This is a genomic window from Stenotrophomonas thermophila, from assembly GCF_001499715.1.
Taxonomy (GTDB): Bacteria; Pseudomonadota; Gammaproteobacteria; order Xanthomonadales; family Xanthomonadaceae; genus Stenotrophomonas; species Stenotrophomonas hibiscicola.
On sequence record NZ_CVIW01000063.1, the window covers coordinates 56,970 to 74,081 of the forward strand.

The 17,112-nt window shown below is 66.7% G+C and carries 15 protein-coding genes; 7 read left to right on the forward strand and 8 right to left on the reverse strand.

What is annotated here, in order from left to right; genetic code table 11:
• Positions 1-19: 19 nt before the first annotated feature.
• The 5 genes from creD to BN1263_RS18840 all read left to right on the forward strand — a co-directional run bounded on the left by creD (position 20) and on the right by BN1263_RS18840 (position 5,561).
• Positions 20-1,339 (forward strand): cell envelope integrity protein CreD, encoded by a 1,320-nt coding sequence (gene creD / locus BN1263_RS18820; protein ID WP_058983351.1) that lies wholly within the window; start codon positions 20-22, stop codon positions 1,337-1,339.
• Between the two features lie 10 nt (positions 1,340-1,349).
• Complete coding sequence (locus BN1263_RS18825; protein ID WP_019659172.1) at positions 1,350-1,760, forward strand: hypothetical protein; 411 nt, start codon at positions 1,350-1,352, stop codon at positions 1,758-1,760.
• A 124-nt stretch (positions 1,761-1,884) separates the two neighbouring features.
• Positions 1,885-3,477: a M20/M25/M40 family metallo-hydrolase gene (locus BN1263_RS18830; protein WP_058983353.1), complete on the forward strand. Its 1,593-nt coding sequence runs from the start codon at positions 1,885-1,887 to the stop codon at positions 3,475-3,477.
• Between the two features lie 154 nt (positions 3,478-3,631).
• Positions 3,632-5,035, forward strand: a complete 1,404-nt coding sequence (gene gltX, locus BN1263_RS18835; protein WP_058983354.1) for a glutamate--tRNA ligase — start codon at positions 3,632-3,634, stop codon at positions 5,033-5,035.
• 34 nt (positions 5,036-5,069) lie between these two features.
• Entirely contained in the window at positions 5,070-5,561 is a 492-nt protein-coding gene (locus tag BN1263_RS18840; protein WP_005415799.1) for a Fur family transcriptional regulator, read from the forward strand.
• 95 nt (positions 5,562-5,656) lie between these two features.
• Here the strand turns inward: BN1263_RS18840 and BN1263_RS18845 are convergent, their stop codons facing one another.
• The 5 genes from BN1263_RS18845 to BN1263_RS18860 form a co-directional block, all read right to left on the reverse strand.
• On the reverse strand, positions 5,657-6,811 hold the full coding sequence (locus BN1263_RS18845) for an HlyD family secretion protein (RefSeq protein ID WP_058983356.1): 1,155 nt from the start codon (positions 6,809-6,811) through the stop codon (positions 5,657-5,659).
• 8 nt (positions 6,812-6,819) lie between these two features.
• The gene (locus BN1263_RS18850; RefSeq protein WP_021202515.1) at positions 6,820-8,493 is read right to left on the reverse strand and encodes an MFS transporter; all 1,674 of its coding nucleotides are present in this window, start codon (positions 8,491-8,493) and stop codon (positions 6,820-6,822) included.
• Positions 8,493-9,059 (reverse strand): TetR/AcrR family transcriptional regulator, encoded by a 567-nt coding sequence (locus BN1263_RS18855; protein WP_019659167.1) that lies wholly within the window; start codon positions 9,057-9,059, stop codon positions 8,493-8,495. Before BN1263_RS18855 ends, BN1263_RS18850 begins: the two co-directional genes overlap by 1 nt.
• Positions 9,060-9,260: 201 nt before the next feature.
• Positions 9,261-9,431, reverse strand: a complete 171-nt coding sequence (locus BN1263_RS20755) for a hypothetical protein (RefSeq protein ID WP_186008988.1) — start codon at positions 9,429-9,431, stop codon at positions 9,261-9,263.
• Positions 9,432-9,877: 446 nt separating this feature from the next.
• Positions 9,878-12,082, reverse strand: a complete 2,205-nt coding sequence (locus BN1263_RS18860) for a TonB-dependent receptor (protein WP_058983359.1) — start codon at positions 12,080-12,082, stop codon at positions 9,878-9,880.
• A gap of 136 nt (positions 12,083-12,218) precedes the next feature.
• Between BN1263_RS18860 and BN1263_RS18865 the strand changes: the two genes are divergently transcribed.
• Complete coding sequence (locus BN1263_RS18865) at positions 12,219-12,632, forward strand: MerC domain-containing protein (RefSeq protein ID WP_008264835.1); 414 nt, start codon at positions 12,219-12,221, stop codon at positions 12,630-12,632.
• 110 nt (positions 12,633-12,742) lie between these two features.
• The gene (locus tag BN1263_RS18870; RefSeq protein WP_004150462.1) at positions 12,743-12,922 is read left to right on the forward strand and encodes a 30S ribosomal protein THX; all 180 of its coding nucleotides are present in this window, start codon (positions 12,743-12,745) and stop codon (positions 12,920-12,922) included.
• Positions 12,923-13,051: 129 nt separating this feature from the next.
• Here the strand turns inward: BN1263_RS18870 and BN1263_RS18875 are convergent, their stop codons facing one another.
• From BN1263_RS18875 to BN1263_RS18885, 3 genes are all read right to left on the reverse strand, one after another.
• Complete coding sequence (locus BN1263_RS18875) at positions 13,052-14,302, reverse strand: alkaline phosphatase family protein (protein WP_058983361.1); 1,251 nt, start codon at positions 14,300-14,302, stop codon at positions 13,052-13,054.
• 502 nt (positions 14,303-14,804) lie between these two features.
• Positions 14,805-15,296, reverse strand: a complete 492-nt coding sequence (locus BN1263_RS18880; RefSeq protein ID WP_021202265.1) for a methylated-DNA--[protein]-cysteine S-methyltransferase — start codon at positions 15,294-15,296, stop codon at positions 14,805-14,807.
• Positions 15,293-16,771, reverse strand: a complete 1,479-nt coding sequence (locus BN1263_RS18885) for a DNA-3-methyladenine glycosylase 2 family protein (RefSeq protein WP_058983364.1) — start codon at positions 16,769-16,771, stop codon at positions 15,293-15,295. Before BN1263_RS18885 ends, BN1263_RS18880 begins: the two co-directional genes overlap by 4 nt.
• Between the last annotated feature and the right edge of the window lie 341 nt (positions 16,772-17,112).

Here is a 17,112-nt window from a genome sequence, read left to right on the forward strand (position 1 = left end):
TCTCCAACGAGGATGGACCATGAAATCCCTGAAGATGCTGCTGCGCTTCGCCATTGTCGGCGGCCTGATCCTGCTGCTGCTGGTTCCGCTGACGATGATCCGCAGTGTCATCAACGAACGCAGTGCGTACCGCGACGAGGCTTTCTCGCGGGTGGCCGACAGCCGCGCCGGCGCACAGCAGCTGGTGGGCCCGGTGCGGGTGGTGCCATGGGTGGAACGCAAGCAGGTTGAACTGGTCGACCCGCTGGGCGTCAAGAAGACCGAAGTGCAGGTCACCGAGGGGCACTGGCTGCAGATGCCGGCATCGCTGGAGGTGGGCGGCGAAATGCTGCCGAGCCAGCGTGAGGTGGGGCTGTTCAAGGTGCCGGTGTACAGCTGGAACGGCCAGATGAAGGCGACCTTCGCCGCAGACGATTACCCGGTGAAGGCGGGCCGCAGTTACGGCCAGCCGTATGTGGCGGTGGGGGTTTCCGATGTCCGTGGCCTGGTCGGCACGCCGAACCTGCGCGTGGATGGCAAGCAGCTGCGTTTGCTGCCGGGTGTTGGTGCGGCCAGCGAGATCGGGCGGGGCCTGCATGCACCGGTGGCCGGTTTCGATGCGGATCAGGGCGGCACGCTGGCCGCCAGCACCGTTGAACTGGAGCTGCGCCTGGATGGCAGTCGCATGCTGTCGGTGGTGCCGGTGGGCGATGACACCCACATCGCGCTGCGTTCGAGCTGGCCGCATCCGTCGTTCAGCGGAGCTTTCCTGCCCAACGAGCGCCGCGTTGATGCGCAGGGATTCGATGCGCGCTGGGCGGTGTCCTCGCTGGCCTCCGACGCGCAGCGGCAGCTGCGCAATGACGGTTCGGTGGACTCGCAGGCGGTGACGGTGTCGCTGGTCGATCCGGTCGATACCTACACCCAGGCCGACCGTGCCTCGAAGTACGGCGTGCTGTTCGTGCTGCTGACCTTCCTCGGCTTCATCCTGTTCGAGCTGATCAAGTCGCTGCGCATCCACCCGCTGCAGTACCTGATGGTCGGCCTGGCGCTGGCGATCTTCTTCCTGCTGCTGATCAGCCTGTCCGAGCACATCGCGTTCTGGAAGGCCTACCTGGTTTCGGCGGTGGCCTGCATCGGCCTGCAGGCGGTGTACCTGGCCAATGTGCTGGGCCACTGGAAGCGCGGCTTCGGCTTCGCGGCGCTGCTGACCGTGCTGTACGGCGCGCTGTATGGCCTGCTGGTGTCGGAGAACAATGCGCTGCTGATGGGTTCGCTGCTGCTGTTCGTGATCCTGGCGCTGGCGATGTGGGTGACCCGTCGGGTGGACTGGTACGCGCTCGGCGCGGACCTGAAGTAAGGAGCAGGCCATGAGTTGGCGCCAGGGATTGCGGCAACGGGCACGGCAGGGCATTCCGGCCCTGTTGGAAGTGGATGCACTGCTGCAGGCACATGGCGTGCTGGCGGCCCTGCCGGGGGCACGGATCGCCCCCGGCCTGGTCCGCTTCCAGCTGGCGGCGGCGACCTGCCAAGGACTGCGGGGCAAGGGGCTGGGCTGGTTGCAGGGTGCGCGGCAGGGACGTGGCGCAGTGGCCGGACGGGTGCCGCGCTACCGGCCATGGAAGGCCGGGGCGGAAGCGCTGGCCGAAATCGGCATCGACGGCCTGCCCGATGACTGGCCCGCGCATGCGGCGGTGTACGGCTGCTGCAGCGTCGACCGGCGGCACTGGTTGTTGTTGCTGCCGGAGCGGGCGCAGTTGTGGTTGGGGTGGAGGGGGTGATCGGGTTGTTCATCCACGCATGGCGTGGATCTACTGCTGTCCATGACCGATGGGACGGTATCGGCGCGCCCCTGCTGGCTAGACTCGATGGGTTGAAGATCGAGCCGAAGGGCAGGGGTGCGATGTGTTGAAGTGGGGCGTGCTGGCCGCAGCGCTGGTGATGGGTGGCAATGCAGGGGCGCAGCAGCGCGAGACGGTGGACCTGGACATGGTCAGCCGCATCCGCCAGGAGGCCTTCCACCGGTCGCAGGTAATGGACACCTTCAGTTACCTCACCGAACGCATTGGACCGCGGTTGACCAACTCGCCGGCGATGGGCCGCGCCAATGCGTGGACCCGCAGCAAGTTCAACGAATGGAAGCTGGACAACGTCCACGACGAGGCCTTCGATGATTTCGGCCGTGGCTGGGAATTCACCTCGGCGAGCGTGGAAATGCTGGGTGACCGCGTGCAGCCGCTGCATGCGCTGCCCAAGGCCTGGACCCCCGGTACGAAGGGCCCGGTCGAAGGCGAGCTGGTGCAGGTCGACATCAAGAAGCCCGAAGACATAGAGAAGTACCGCGGCAAGCTGCGTGGCAAGATCCTCCTGCTGGGCGAGGCACGCGAATACAAGCGGGGCACCGAGCCCGATTCGCACCGCCACGACGCCACCTCGCTGGAGGGCCTGCAGGAGTTCACCCTGCCCAAGGACAAGGACGCCACCGCCGAGCGCGCCAAGCGGGTCAAGGAATACCAGGAACGCCAGCAGCTGGCGGCCAAGGTCAATGCCTTCTTCGTGGAAGAGGGCGCGCTGGCCTCGATCGGCATCAGCAGCTGGGACAACGGCATCATCCGCGTTGCCGGTGGTGGTTCGCGCAAGGCCGGTGAGTCGGTGGGCATTCCCGAGCTGGCGATGATCAGCGAGCACTTCAATCCGCTGGTACGCGCGCTGGAGGCCAGGCAGACCGTGCGCCTGCGCGTGGATGTGGCCGCACGCTTCACCGACGAGGCCGACCAGCCCGGCTACAACACGCTGGCCGAGATCCGTGGCAGCAGCAGGCCCGATGAAGTGGTGATGATCGGCGCGCACCTGGATTCCTGGCACAGCGGCACCGGTGCGGCCGACAACGCCGCCGGCGTGGCGGTGATGATGGAGGCGATGCGCATCCTCAAGGCCACCGGCGCCAAGCCCAGGCGCACCATCCGCGTGGCGCTGTGGAGCGGCGAGGAGCAGGGCCTGATCGGCTCGCAGGCCTATGTGGCCAAGCACTTCGGCAAGTTCCCGGAGCCGACCGACCCGGCGCAGAAGGCGCTGCCGGCGTCGCTGCGCGAGCCGACCGGCGCACTGCAGAAGACCCGCGACTACGGCAAGTTCCAGGTCTACTTCAACATGGACAACGGCTCGGGCCGCTTCCGTGGCATCTACGCTCAGGAAAACCTGGCGGCCATGCCCATCTTCGAAGCCTGGCTGGCGCCGTTCCATGACGTGGGCGCCACCACCGTGGCCACCCGCAACACTGGCAGCACCGACCACATCAGCTTCGACCGCATCGGCCTGCCGGGCTTCCAGTTCATCCAGGACCGGCTGGACTACTTCACCAATGTCCACCACAGCCACCTGGACACCTGGGACCACGCCGAACCGGAAGACCTGAAGCAGGCCGCCGCCATCGTCGCCTCGTTCGCCTACAACGCCGCGATGCGCGAGCCGTCCTTCCCGCGAAAGGTGGAACCGTAAAAGGGGACGGAGGGGATTAAGTCGTATCTCCCCTCCTTTTCCCGGTTGCAGCACCCATGGGCTGGGCAATCGCGACTTAATCCCCTCCGTCCCCTTTTTCCGTCGGGGGCGGAGGGCTGGTAAAATCGGGGGATTCCCGTTCCTCGAGCCGTCCATGACCTGCCGCACCCGTTTCGCCCCCAGTCCCACCGGCTACCTGCACATCGGTGGTGCCCGCACCGCGCTGTACTGCTGGCTGGAGGCCCGCCACCGTGGCGGCGAGTTCGTGCTGCGCATCGAGGACACCGACCGTGAACGCAGCACCCACGGCGCGATCGACGCCATCCTGGAAGCGATGGAGTGGCTGGGGCTGGACTACGACGAAGGCCCGATCTACCAGACCGACCGCGTTGCCCGTTACCAGGAAGTGGCCGAGCAGCTGATCGCCGAGGGCAAGGCGTACTACGCCTACGAGACCCGCGAAGAGCTGGACGCGATGCGCGAGGCTGCCATGGCCAGGCAGGAGAAGCCGCGCTACAACGGCGCCGCGCGCGATCTGGGCCTGCCCTACAGGGACGACCCGAACCGCGTCATCCGCTTCAAGAATCCGCTGGAAGGCACGGTGGTGTTCGACGACCTGATCAAGGGCCGCATCGAGATCGCCAACAGCGAGCTGGATGACATGGTGATCTTCCGCCCGGACGGCTACCCCACCTACAACTTCGCGGTGGTGGTGGACGACTGGGACATGGGCATCACCGAGGTCATCCGCGGCGACGACCACATCAACAACACCCCGCGCCAGATCAACCTGTACGAAGGCATTGGTGCGCCGGTGCCGAAGTTCGGCCACATGCCGATGATCCTGGACGAGCAGGGCGCCAAGTTGTCCAAGCGCACCGGCGCGGCCGACGTGATGCAGTACAAGGACGCCGGCTACCTGCCCGATGCGCTGCTGAGCTACCTTGCCCGCCTCGGCTGGTCGCACGGTGACCAGGAGCTGTTCAGCCGCCAGGAGCTGATCGAGCTGTTCGACGTGAAGGACTGCAACTCCAAAGCCTCGCGACTGGACATGGCCAAGCTGGGCTGGGTCAACCAGCACTTCCTGAAGACCGAGGATGTGGCCGCGATCGTGCCGCACCTGGTCTACCAGCTGCAGAAGCTGGGGCTGGACGTGGCTGCCGGACCGGCACCGGAGGACGTGGTGATCGCCCTGCGTGAACGCGTGCAGACCCTGAAGGAAATGGCCGAAAAGGCCGTGGTCTGGTACCAGCCGCTGACCGAGTACGACGAAGCGGCGGTGGCCAAGCACTTCAAGGCCGGTGCCGAGGTGGCGCTGGGCAAGGCCCGCGAGCTGCTGGCAGCCCTGCCGGAATGGACCGCCGAGTCGGTGGGCGTGGCCCTGCACGACGTCGCCGCCGCGCTGGAGATCGGCATGGGCAAGGTCGCCCAGCCGTTGCGCGTGGCCATCACCGGTACCCAGGTCAGTCCTGACATTTCCCATACCGTGTACCTGGCTGGCCGCGAGCAGGCCTTGAAACGCATCGATGTGGCCATCACCAAGGTAGCAACGGCCTGAGGCATCCTTGCCAGGCCCGAACCGGAGAACACGCATGCCCGCCAAGACCGCCACTGCCTGTACCGCCCCGCACCACCACGTCCACGACGCATCGGATTTCGTGGCGGTGGTCGAGCGTGTCTCGCGCGAACGCGGGCTGCGCCTGACCCCGATCCGCGCCAATGTGCTGAAGCTGATCGCCGAGGCCGGCAAGCCGGTCAAGGCCTACGAGCTGCTGGAATGGGTGCGCAACGGCAAGGGCGTGGGCGCTGATGCCCCGCCCACCGTGTACCGCGCGCTGGACTTCCTGATGGCCAATGGCTTTGTGCACAAGCTGGAGTCGGTGAATGCCTTCGTGGCCTGCCATCATCCAAGCAGCGCTGCGCATTCGGTGCCATTCCTGATCTGCAACAGCTGCCACAGCGCGGTGGAGCTGGAAGACCGCGAGATCGTCAGCCAGCTGGAGAAGCGGGCCAAGGAACTGGGCTTCCAGCCGCAGGCACAGACCCTGGAAGTGCACGGTCTCTGCGCGCGCTGCGCGGGGTAATGCAATGGTAGTGCCGGCCGCTGGCCGGCATCCTGAGTGGGGTCAGATCCCGTTGCCATTGGCAAAAGGGATCTGACCCCGTTTCATGACAAGGGCTAGTCCTTCGGTTTGCCTGCCGTATCCACCCGCACGATCACCGACATGCCGGGCCGTAGCCGCGCGGCCAGCTTCTGGCCTTCATTGATCGAGATCCGCACCGGCAGCCGCTGCACCACCTTGGTGAAGTTGCCGCTGGCATTGTCCGGGCGCAACACGCTGAACTCCGACCCGGTGGCGGGCGCGATCTCTTCGACACGGCCCTTCAGCACCTGCCCCTGGAACGCGTCCACCGAGAACGTGGCCGGCTGGCCGATCGCCATCCCCCAGGTCTGGCCTTCCTTGTAGTTGGCCACCACCCACAGCGTGTCAGGTACCAGGAACAGCAGCTGCGAGCCGGCCGCGACGTACTGGCCCACGCGTACGCTGGCTTCACTGATCTGGCCGTCGCGCGGTGCGTGGATCACCGTATTGGCCAGATCGATGCGGGCCAGTTCCAGCTGCGCCTGTGCGCTTTCCACCTGGGCCTCCAGGCTTTTGCGCGCGACCTGGGTCGACACCAGAGTTTCCTCGGCGATGCGGATCTGCGCCTGCGACTGCTGTACGCTGGCCTGCGCCGAGGCCTGGCTGGTGCGGAACTTGTCGCGGTCATTGATCGACACGAGTTGCTGTGCGGCCAGTTCCTCGTAGCGCTTCAGCTCGTTGCGCGAGCGCTGCAGTTCGGCCTGGCCGGCCGAGAGCGTGGCGCGCGCCGAGGCGATCTGCGCACGGTTCTGCGCCTGCGACTGGTCGGAGTTGGCCAGCGCCGCACGCGCGCTGTCCAGCGTTGCCTGCGCCTGGGCGACACGCTGCGCATAGATGCGGTCATCGATGCGCAGCAGCGGCTCGCCTTCCTTCACGTGCTGGAAGTCCTTCACCAGCACCTCGGTCACATAGCCGTTCACCTGCGGCGCCATCACCGTGATCTGGCCGCGCACATAGGCGTTGTCGGTCACCATCACGCTGCTGGTGAACGGCCACAGGTGCCAGGCACGCAGGATCAGCGCAATGCCCAGCAGGGCGACAATCACCATCACCGCCACGCTGCGCGCGCTGGGCTTGAGGTACTTCGGCGCGACCGCGGGTTCTACCGGCGTGGACGCGGGCGCCGCGTCGGTGGGCGGCGGCGGGGTGACGTTGTCGGCGTCGTCGGGTCGGGGCGGCACGGGAGGCATGGGGGGACTCAACGGGATGCGGCCGGCGTGGCCGCGGTGGAAACGGGTGGGTGGCGCTTGCGCCATTGCTTCAGTACGGCGGTACGCAGCGACAGCAGCAGCAACCAGCACAGGAAACCGATCGCCAGCCAGCCGCTGAGGGTGAACACATCGTTGAAACCACGCACGTTGGCTTCTCGGCGCGTGGTCTGTGCGAGCTGCGCGCTGCCCTGTGCGCTGCGCAGGACCGGGTCGGTGATCTGGGCGCTGTACAGCTGCTGCTGGAGACGCAGGCGTTGCGCCACCACCGGATCGGCCGGATCGAGCTGGCTGGTCAGCGCGCTGGAATACAGTTGCTCGCGATGCAGCTGGAAGGTGCCCAGCACCGCCGAGCCGGCCAGGCCGCCCAGCGTCTGCGTGATCGACAGCGTCACCAGGAAGGTGATCATGTGGTCCACGCCCTGTTTCAGCGCAGCAGAGATGCCAAGCATGATCAGGGGCCCCATGAACATGCCGGCACCGACCGAGGCCAGGAACTGGCTGGCGTAGAAGTCGTGCGGCCGATCCATGCTGGTGCGGTGCTGGTCGAAGAACGCGGCGGCGCCCAGCAGCAGGATCGCCATCAGCAGCTGGGCGATCAGCCGCTTAGGGCCGAAGGTAAGCGAGGCACCGGCGATTCCGGTGATCACCCCGGCCAGGATCACCACGAACAGCGGCCGCATCTGGTCCGGTCCCATGCCCAGCGTGCGCATCAGGTTGACCACGCCGTAGGACTGCTCGGTGGTCAGGAAGCGGATCAGGAAGGCGCCGACGATGAAATGCAGCACCGGCAGCGTCGACAGCCAGCGGATCTGCAGCAGTGGATTGCGCCGGTAGTGCTCGATGATCAAGGCGGTGGTGGACAGCACGATCGAGGCGATCAGCGCCCAGCCCAGCCACGCTGTGTTGAGCCACCAGCGCGTGTAGCCCTGCGCCAGCACGATCACCAGCAGGGCGACGGCCGGGGCGAGCAGCGCGAACGTGAGGAAGTCTAGTGGCTCGAACGCCTTCACCTGGATGCCTGGCGGCAGCTTCAGCACTACCACCGCGGCGAAGGCGCACAGGGCCAGGCCGGCTTCGAAGGAATACAGCTGGTGCCATTGCCCGGTGTCGACCAGGCCCGGGGAGACGATCCAGGCGATCGGCACCGCCAGCTGGGAAAGGCCGACGCCGACCACCAGCAGATTGCCGGTGAAGCGCCGCGGCAGCGCCTGCAGCATGTACAGCGTGCCCAGCGTTGAACAGGCCGCGCCGGCGAAGCCGCTGGCGGCACGGGTCAGCATCGTGGTCTCGAAGCTGCCGACGAACAGGTGCAGCACCGCCAGCGCCGCATACAGCCCCAGCCCGATTTCGGCGAACAGGCGGATGCCGTACTGCTGGCGGAACTTGAAGGCCAGCAGGTTGGCGGTGACGTTGACCATGGCATAGGCCGCTACCAGCCAGCTGCCCTGGGTCGGGGTCAGCGCCAGCTGGCCCTGCAGGAACGGCAGGTTGGCGGTGACCAGCGCATTGCCGAGGCCGCCGGTGATCGCTACCAGCAACGATACCAGCGCATAGGCCGCACGCCGGTACGGCGGGTGCCAGGGCATCGACGCCGAGCCGGGCATGGTCGGCTTCTCATGCTCCTCCCAATCCGGAACCGGCTTCAGATACGGCTGGACCATCAACGGGCCTCGCTGGCAGCTCCCTGGAGACCCCCACGCAACAGCTGCAGGGCGCGCCCGGCCAACTGGGCGCGCTCGTCGCGGGTCTTGCCGCGCAGGGCCGCACCCAGCATGCCCGAGATCAGTGAAATATCCGTCTTTTCCAGGTCGGCACGGCACAGTCCGGCGGCCTTGGCGCGCGCGATCGGTTCCTCCAGCAGGTCGCGCACGGTCTCGCGCGCAGCGCGCATGGACGGCACGTCCGAATCGACCGCACGCCAGTAATCGGCCAGCGCTGGCGAATCGATGATGCGCTGGGCCATGCCCTCGAACACCTCGAACAGGGCGTCGTCGCGGTCACCGAGCTGTTCGACCTGGCGCCGGATGCGGTCGACCGTGCGCTGCAGCAGCGCCTGGATCAGTGCGGTGCGGTCGGGGAAGTTGCGGTACAGGGTGGCGCGGCCCACCTGGGCACGTTCGACCACCAGGTCCAGCGGGGCGGTGACGCCATGTTGGCCGAACACATGATCGGCGGCATCGAGGATGAGGGCACGGCGGGCAGCAGCATCGGCACGTTGAGCGGTCATGGATTGATTTTCGGACAAGATTGTCCGTTTGGCGAGACAGTGAGTGACGGGATTGTCCGGTTGTTGTCGTACGCACATCTTTGTGATGGATGCGTGATGGTGGCGGAACGCTATGTAGAAAGCCCATGGCTCCCGGAGGGGGCCGTAGATCCACGCCATGCGTGGATGAGTATCTGGAGCGGATGGGAGCCGGCTAGCGGCTCACTGATCCACCTTTCCAGTTTTCTTCCTGCTCTTGATGAAATCAATGAACTCCTTCTTATGGCCCTCAAAAACACGACGGCCGTACTTCCGGTACTGCGGTTCAAATAGTGTGTAGGCCCCATCCAGGTCTCCGGCCTCGAACTCAATCGTTGCAAGGAGCTCGTCCATGTACTCGCTTGAGGCTTCTCCTTGTCCATAAATGCCTCTGGCGACCATCGCCCACGCTCTGGCCTTCTCAAACTGAGCGGTATCGCGATAGAAGACAGCTATTCCATACGAGGTAATCTGGCCGTAGTCATAAGCAGATTTCGCTCTGGAATCATGTCCCGGCTTTCAAGGAAGCGACGCTCTGTCTCCGCAATGTCGCCGGCCAGCCAAGCGGTTCTCCCGCATTTGGCGATTGCAAGGAAGCGTTCTTCCAGTTCGGCATCGAGACTCGGGGCCATGCAAGTCTTTCCGCTCAGTTTGTCTATTGGATTGACACCGGGCTGAGTCTAGTCGTGTAGCAGATGGTGACGCGTCGGTAGTGCGCCGCGTTCACCAGTTCATGCCATATACGACAAAAAAAGGGGGCCTTTCGGCCCCTCAGGTGATGTTCCGACGGCGCAGGCCGATCAGAAGAACGCGCGGATGCCGAATGCGACGCCACGGCCCGGCAGCGGCGAGTAGTCGCGCAGCAGCGAGGTGTGCGGACGCACTTCGCGGTTGGTCAGGTTGCTGCCATCCAGGAACACCTCGTAGCTGTTGCTGGCGTTGCGGTCCCAGCGGTAGGCCAGGTGGGCGTCGGCCAGGGTGTAGCCATCGCTCGGCTCCTCGTTCTGCGCCACGTCCTTCTGGCGGCTGTAGCGCACCGCACCGACCGAGGCGCGCCAGCCGTCCTTCGACCAGCGCAGGTCGGCGCCAACGCGGGCCGGGGCAATACGCGGCAGGTAGCCGGTGTTGGCCAGTTCCACGTTGTAATTGTGGTTGTGGTCGCCGTGCGGCACGGCGATGTCGAGGTTGCGGCTGCCGCTGCCATCCAGCTTGGCCTTCACGTAGTCACCGAACAGGCGCAGATCCCAGTCACCGGCGCCACCTTCGAACAGGTGCACCAGCGCTTCGGCCTCGGCACCGCGGAACACCGCGTCCTGCTGGGTCCAGGCGCGGACCGGCAGGCCTTCGGTAACACCGGTGTCGGCCAGGTAGATGAAGTCCTTGAACCTGGTCTGGTAGACCGACGCGGAGAAGTCCAGGCGCTCACTGTGAGTGTGGATACCCAGTTCCACGCGCTGGCCGCGCTCGGTCTTCAGGTTGGCGTCGCCGATCTCCAGCGAACGGGTGGCGATGTGGGCGCCGGCGGCATACAGCTCCTCGTTGGTGGGTGCACGCTCGGAGCTGTCCACGCCGATACGCAGGTCAACGGCGTCGTTGAGCTTCCAGATGCCGGCGGCAGACAGGTTGGTGGCGCCGAACGTGCGGCGCCGGTAATCACCGGTCGGGTCCAGCTTGACCTGGTCGTGGCGGCCGCCCAGTTCCAGCTTGAACGGTCCGAACTGCTTTTCCTGCAGCACGAACAGGCCGATGTTCTTCGTGCCTGTATCCGGAACGAACGCCTCTTCGCCCTTGGCACCGAAATCACTGTTGCCGAACTGCAGGCCGAAGGCACCGTCCCAGCCACCGATCTGCTGCTGCACCGCTTCCAGGCGCGCTTCGATGCCACGGTTGGTGAAGCGGGTCGACGGCGTGCCGGCCTCCAGCTCCACGTGCTCGTAGTCGGTATAGGCCACGCGTGCGTTGATGTTCTTCAGGAACGAGACCGGGTCGTAGATGCCGGCCTTGGTCTCGAAGCGGTTCTGCACCATGTCGATGCGCACGTCATGCTCGTCGCCGCCTTCCTCTTCGTCGCCATGGTCGTGGCCGTGGTCATGGCCGTGATCGTCGCCATCGGCGTGCACGTGCGCGCCATTGGGAATGCCGTAGTTGGTACGGTAGGTGCTGGCCGATACGCCGAAGTAGCCGCCGTCGCCCAGCCAGGTTGCGCCGACGCCGCCGGCGCGGGTACGGATCGAGCTGTTGTCGAGGCGACCGCGACGCGGCTCTTCACCCTCGGCCGCGTGGTCATGGTCGTGGTCGTCGTGGTGGTCTTCCAGGCTGTCGATCACCGCGTAGCCAGGGATACGGTAGTCGTCGCCATTGCGCACCAGGCCGTCCACATGAAGCACGACATTGCCGCTGACGCCATCGAGGCGGAACATGCCGCTGCGCTCGTTGTTCACCGAATTGCCACGCAGCTCGGCGCGGCCGCTGAGCGGGCGCTCGGGCAGCTCGCGCGCGATGCGGCCGTCGACCACATTGACCGCACCACCAATGGCGCCGCTGCCGAACAGCAGCGTGGCCGGGCCCTTCAGCACTTCGATCTGGTCAGCCAGGAACGGCTCGATGCTGGTGGCATGGTCCGCACTGACGGTGGAGGCATCCATGTTGCCCATGCCGTTGGACAGCACGGCCACACGCGGGCCTTCCTGGCCGCGGATGATCGGGCGGCCGACGCCGGGCCCGAAGAAGGTGCTCTGTACGCCGGGCAGCTTGGCCACGGTATCGCCGAGGGTGCCGGCCTTCTGCTCGTCCAGGCGGTCACCGGCCAGAACCTCCACCGGGCGGGCCAGCGATTCGGCATCGCCCTGCAGTGGCGACGCGGTGACCTGCACCGACGACAGTTCAGTCAGGTGGCGGTCACGATGGGAATCGTCTTCGCTGGCGGCGAAGGCAACGGTCGGAAGCAGGGCGGCGAGGGCCAGGGCCAGGGAATGCGGCTTGAGCAGTGGGGTGTGGGCAGGCATGGATCGGTCCTTTGTTACAATGTATCAATCGCAGGGCGCACGAATCCCGCCGATGGGAGAGGGGGAGGGGAAACCGTGCGGTTCGGGAAGGGATGTTATATTATTCCATAACGATTCGCCGACCCTGCTGGAAGTCATGTCCCTGTCCTCACGCCTGCGCCATCTGCTCGACCGTTTCGGCGCTACCGGTTCGATGCTGTGCGCGGTGCACTGCGCGGTGATTCCCGTACTGCTGGCGGCGGCGCCTTCGCTGGGCCTGTCGTTCTGGCTGAGCGATGGCGTGGAGCAGGCGCTGGTGGTGTTCGTGACCCTGCTCGGGCTGTTCAGCCTGGTATGGGGCTACCGCCGCCACGGCGCGCTGCGCGCGCTGGGCTTCCTGATTCCCGGCCTGGTCGCGTTGTGGGCCGGTGTGCTGTACGACCCGCTGCACCACAACGCCGTGCCGCATGCGGTGGTGATGACCATCGGCGGCCTGCTGGTGGGGGTGGCCCACCTGGTCAATCTTCGCCTCAACCACGGCCACGTGCACGACGCCAGCTGCGCGCACTAGGCGCTCCGTGATAGGATTTTCGATCGTGCGCGGGGGCGCCCAGCAAGGCGGCCCCGCCGAACCCGTGTCAGTACGGGGTAACCAGATTTCACACTTGAGGAGTTGAAGACATGGGTAAGGGTGACCGCAAGACCGCCAAGGGCAAGCGCTACAACGCCAGCTACGGCAACGCCCGTTCGCACACCGCGAGCAAGGTCGCCGTAGGCGCCGCCGCCCCGGTTGCCAAGAAGACCGTGGCCAAGGCTCCGGCGAAGAAGGCTGTGGCGAAGAAGGCCGTCGCCAAGGCCTGATCCGGCCGACCGACCGGTCCAAAGAAAAACGCGGCGCCTGGCGCCGCGTTTTTTTTATGCACGTTTCTGTAGAGCCGAGCCCATGCTCGGCGCAATGCAGCCGAGCGTGGGCTCGGCTCTACAATCGGATCAGCGCAGGGTCTTCTTCAGCGTTTCCGGATTTCCGTCGTTCGGCGCGACCGGCACCCGCAGCAGGTGCGCCAGCAGCGGGTAGACGTCGACATTGTCGAAGCCATCGATCACCAAACCCTGTCGGAATGACGGGCCGCTGGCCACGAACACGGCACGCATGGAGGGCAGGGCATTGTCGTAGCCATGCGAGCCGCGATCCTGATGGTCGCGTTTGGCGATTTTCTCCTGATGCAGGGCATCCCAGCCTTCATCCATGGCACAGACGATGGCCGGAACCCGCGGATGCGTGCCATAGTGCCAGCGTGCCGGCAGGTTCTCCTTCTTCCAGCATTCGTAGTGCGCGTGGCGTCCGAGCAGGGCGCGTTCGGCTTCCGCTTCGCGGCCGGCGACCGGCGCAAAACCCACCGACTGGCCCTGGCTGATATTGCGTGCAATGGCCGGGGCGGCCATCGACTCGGTGGAGATCACCTGGCCGACCGGCACGCTGGCCATGCCATGGTCAGAGACCACGATCACGTTGGTGGTCGCGGCCAGGCCGCGCTGCTGCAGCCCATCGAGCACCTGGCCGACGATCTGGTCGGCGCGCACGATGGCGTCGGCATACTGCTTCGACTCGGGGCCGTAGTTGTGGCCGGCCTTGTCCACGTGTTCCATGTACAGCGTGGTCAGGCGCGGTGCATCGGCGTCGGTCTGCGCCAGCCAGTCGAGCACGATGCCGGCGCGCTGCTCCAGCGGTTCCTTGCCGTCGTAGATGCGCCACTGGCTGGGGCGTACGCCTCGGATCTCCGATTCGCTGCCCGGCCACGACGTGGTGGCCGAACGTACGCCAGCGTTCTCGGCACTGACCCAGATCGGTTCGCCACCCCACCAGCCGCTGGTGGTGACCGCGTCGCGGTTGCTCAGTTCGAAACGGCCCAGGGTTGCATCGTCCATGCTGTTGTTGACGATGCCGTGGTGGTCCGGACGCAGGCCGGTGACGATGGTGTAGTGGTTGGGGAAGGTCAGCGAGGGATAGGACGGCGTCATCCAGCGTGCACGCACGCCGCCGTCGATCAGTCGCTGCAGGTTCGGGGTCAGGCCGCGGTCCAGCGCGTCGGCACGCAGGCCATCGATGGAGATCAGCAGCAGCTTGGGCGGCGCAGCCGCAGCGACGGGTGTGGGAACGGAGGCGGAAGGGGCGGGCGCGGTGGTGCAGGCGGCCAATGGCAGCAGCAGCGCCAGCGCGCAGGTCAGGCGTACGGAAGTCATCCGCGCATGATAGTGCGAGGTAATGACGCGCCCAAGACACGGCGCACTATTGCGCGCGGTGTCCGCGCATTTTCCTTATCCCCGCGCCTGTCGGCGCGCCCCCTTCAACAAGAAGGGGGCTTTCTCCAGACATGTCCCTGATGCTTCCATCCACGCATGGGGTGGATCTACCGTGTCGACCAAGGTCGACACCTACCAACAGTTGCGCAGAATGACGTTCGGACAGATCGCCGGAACCTGTCGAAGGCGGGGTGGCTCCGGTTGCGGGGGTGTCCGCGGTATGGGCCCGAGGCATGCCTCGGGCGGGTTGGGCAGGACGCCCAACCCCGGTCTTGCCGTGTGCGCAGGACAGCGCACACGAGCAAGCCGCGGCCAAGCCCCCATGGACGGGTTGACGGCGTCCCCCGCAGCCGGACCCACCACGCCATGCTTCGGAACGCTGCTGTTGCTTCGGCCGTTGCGGTTGCCTCTGCGGGTGCCGGGCGCAGCCCGGCCAGCCCTCTCAGGCGAACAGCGGGGCCTGGCGTTGTTCCAGCCGCAGCAGCGCGGCCTTGGTTTCCAGGCCGCCGCCGAAACCGGTCAGTGCGCCGTTGCTGCCGATCACGCGGTGGCAGGGCAGGATGATCGGCAGCGGGTTGCGCCCGTTGGCTGCACCGACCGCACGGGTCGCGCTGGGTTGGCCCAGGTGCTGCGCCAGCTGCAGGTAGCTCCAGGTCTGGCCGAACGGAATCAACGCCAGCGCCTGCCACACACGCAGCTGGAACGGCGTGCCGCGTGGTGCCAGCACAAGGTCGAAGCTGCTGCGTTCGCCGTGCAGGAACTGCAGCAGTTGCTCGCGCGCTTCCGGCAGCGCATCCGGTGCGTAGTGCCAGTCATCGCGCCCGCGTGCCGGATGGCGGTTCTCGGGGAAAAGCACATGTGACAGGCCACGTTCGTCACCGGCGATGGTCAACACGCCGATCGGGCTGTCGAAACGGTCGAACAACAGGGTCATGTCGGTTCTCCAACGAACGTGCCGGACAGGTGCCACAGGTGCAGCACCGCGTAGGCGCGCCACGGCCGCCACGGTTGCGAGCGCGCTTCGGTTGCACGTTCGCTCAGGCGCTGGCCCTGCGCGTGGCCGAGCACCTGCTGCAGTACAAGATCGCCGGCCGGGAACGCATCGGGCTGGCCGAGCCCGCGCAGGGCGATGTACTGCGCCGTCCACGGGCCGATGCCGGGCAGCGCGACGCAGCGCGCAACGAATTCCTCCAATGCCTGCCCGGGCGCGAAGTCGAGCTGGCCGCTGGCGCAGGCGGCCGCCAGCGCACGCACGGTGGCGGCGCGGCTGCGCGGCAGGCCGATCGATTCCAGGGGCGCTTCGGCCAGCACCTCGGGCGCCGGGAACTGGCGATCGAATTCCGATGGCATGCCCGGCAGGTGCGCGCCATAGGCGTCGACCAGGCGCCGCGCGAAGGTGGTGGCCGCGGCCACGCTGACCTGCTGTCCGAGCACGGCGCGTACGCCCACCTCGAAGCCATCCCAGCCGCCGGGTACGCGCAGCCCGGGGCGTTCGGCGATACCGCGCGCCAGCAAGGGTTCTTCGCTCAGCGCGGCGTGCACCTGCTGCAGGTCCGCGTCCAGATCAAACACCCGACGCACGCGGCGCACGATGTCGGGGATCAGGCGCGGATCCACCGCGCCCAATTGCAGGCGAAGCTCCGGGCGCTTCGAATCGGCGGTGACGCGCAGCAGGGTGGGGCGCTCCGGCGTGCCCAGTACGCGCTGGTAGCTGTCTTCGCCGATCAGTTCGATGCCGGGCAGGCTGCGTTTGCGCAGGAAGGCCAGCATGCGTGGGAAGTCCAGTGGTGGACGGTAGCCCAGGCGCAGCACCAGGCCGCCATCATCTGCAGCCAACGGTTGATGCTGGCGACGCAGGGCGGTCGGCGCCATCCCACAGCCCTGCAGGAACGCGGTATTGAAGCGGCGCAGGCTGTTGTAGCCGGCAGCCAGCGCGACGTCGGTCACCGCCAGCGTGGTTTCGGTCAGCAACTGTTTGGCCAGCAACAGGCGATGGGTTGCGTGGATCTGCGCCGGCGTCGCGCCCAGGTGTTCAACGAACAGGCGCTGCAGCTGGCGCGCGCTCAGGCCGATCTTCTGCGCGAGGTCCGCGACGGGCTGCTCCTGAAGGAAGCCGCCATGGATCAGCGCCAGTGCACGCTGCACGGTCTGTCCGGCCAGGGCCTGCTGGGCCTGCGGTGCCAATTCCGGGCGGCAGCGCAGGCAGGGGCGGTAGCCGGCAGCTGCGGCCGCAGCGGCGGTGGGGTAGTAGGTGATGTTGCGCGGCTTCGGTGGCGGTGCCGGGCACACCGGGCGGCAGTAGATGCCGGTACTGCGCACGGCGGTGAAGAACACGCCGTCGAAGCGCGCGTCGCGGGCCAGGCGGGCACGGTCGCAGGCGGCGGTGTCGAGGGCGAGGGCGGTATCCATGGCGCCAGTCTAGGCGTGTGCGGCTGGAGATACTCGCCACATTCGGACATGGATGCTGAAGAGGGTTGGGCAGGGCTGCGCCCTGCACCCGCAGAGGCAACAGCAACAGCAGGCTTCCTGCGGGAGGGCGGGGTGGGGCCGGTGGCAGGGGGCGCTGCAAGTCCCCCTCCGGGGCCCGGCCCAGCCGCTGGCGGCTGGGCGTTCGGGCGCTTGCGAAGCAGTGCTTCGCAAACAAAGCGCCCTCACCCTTGTAAGCTCGGTCGCGCCATCCATGGCGCTCACGCCCCTGCCACCGGACCCACCCCGCCTTCGACAGTTTCCCGCGGCCTGCCGGAACGGCA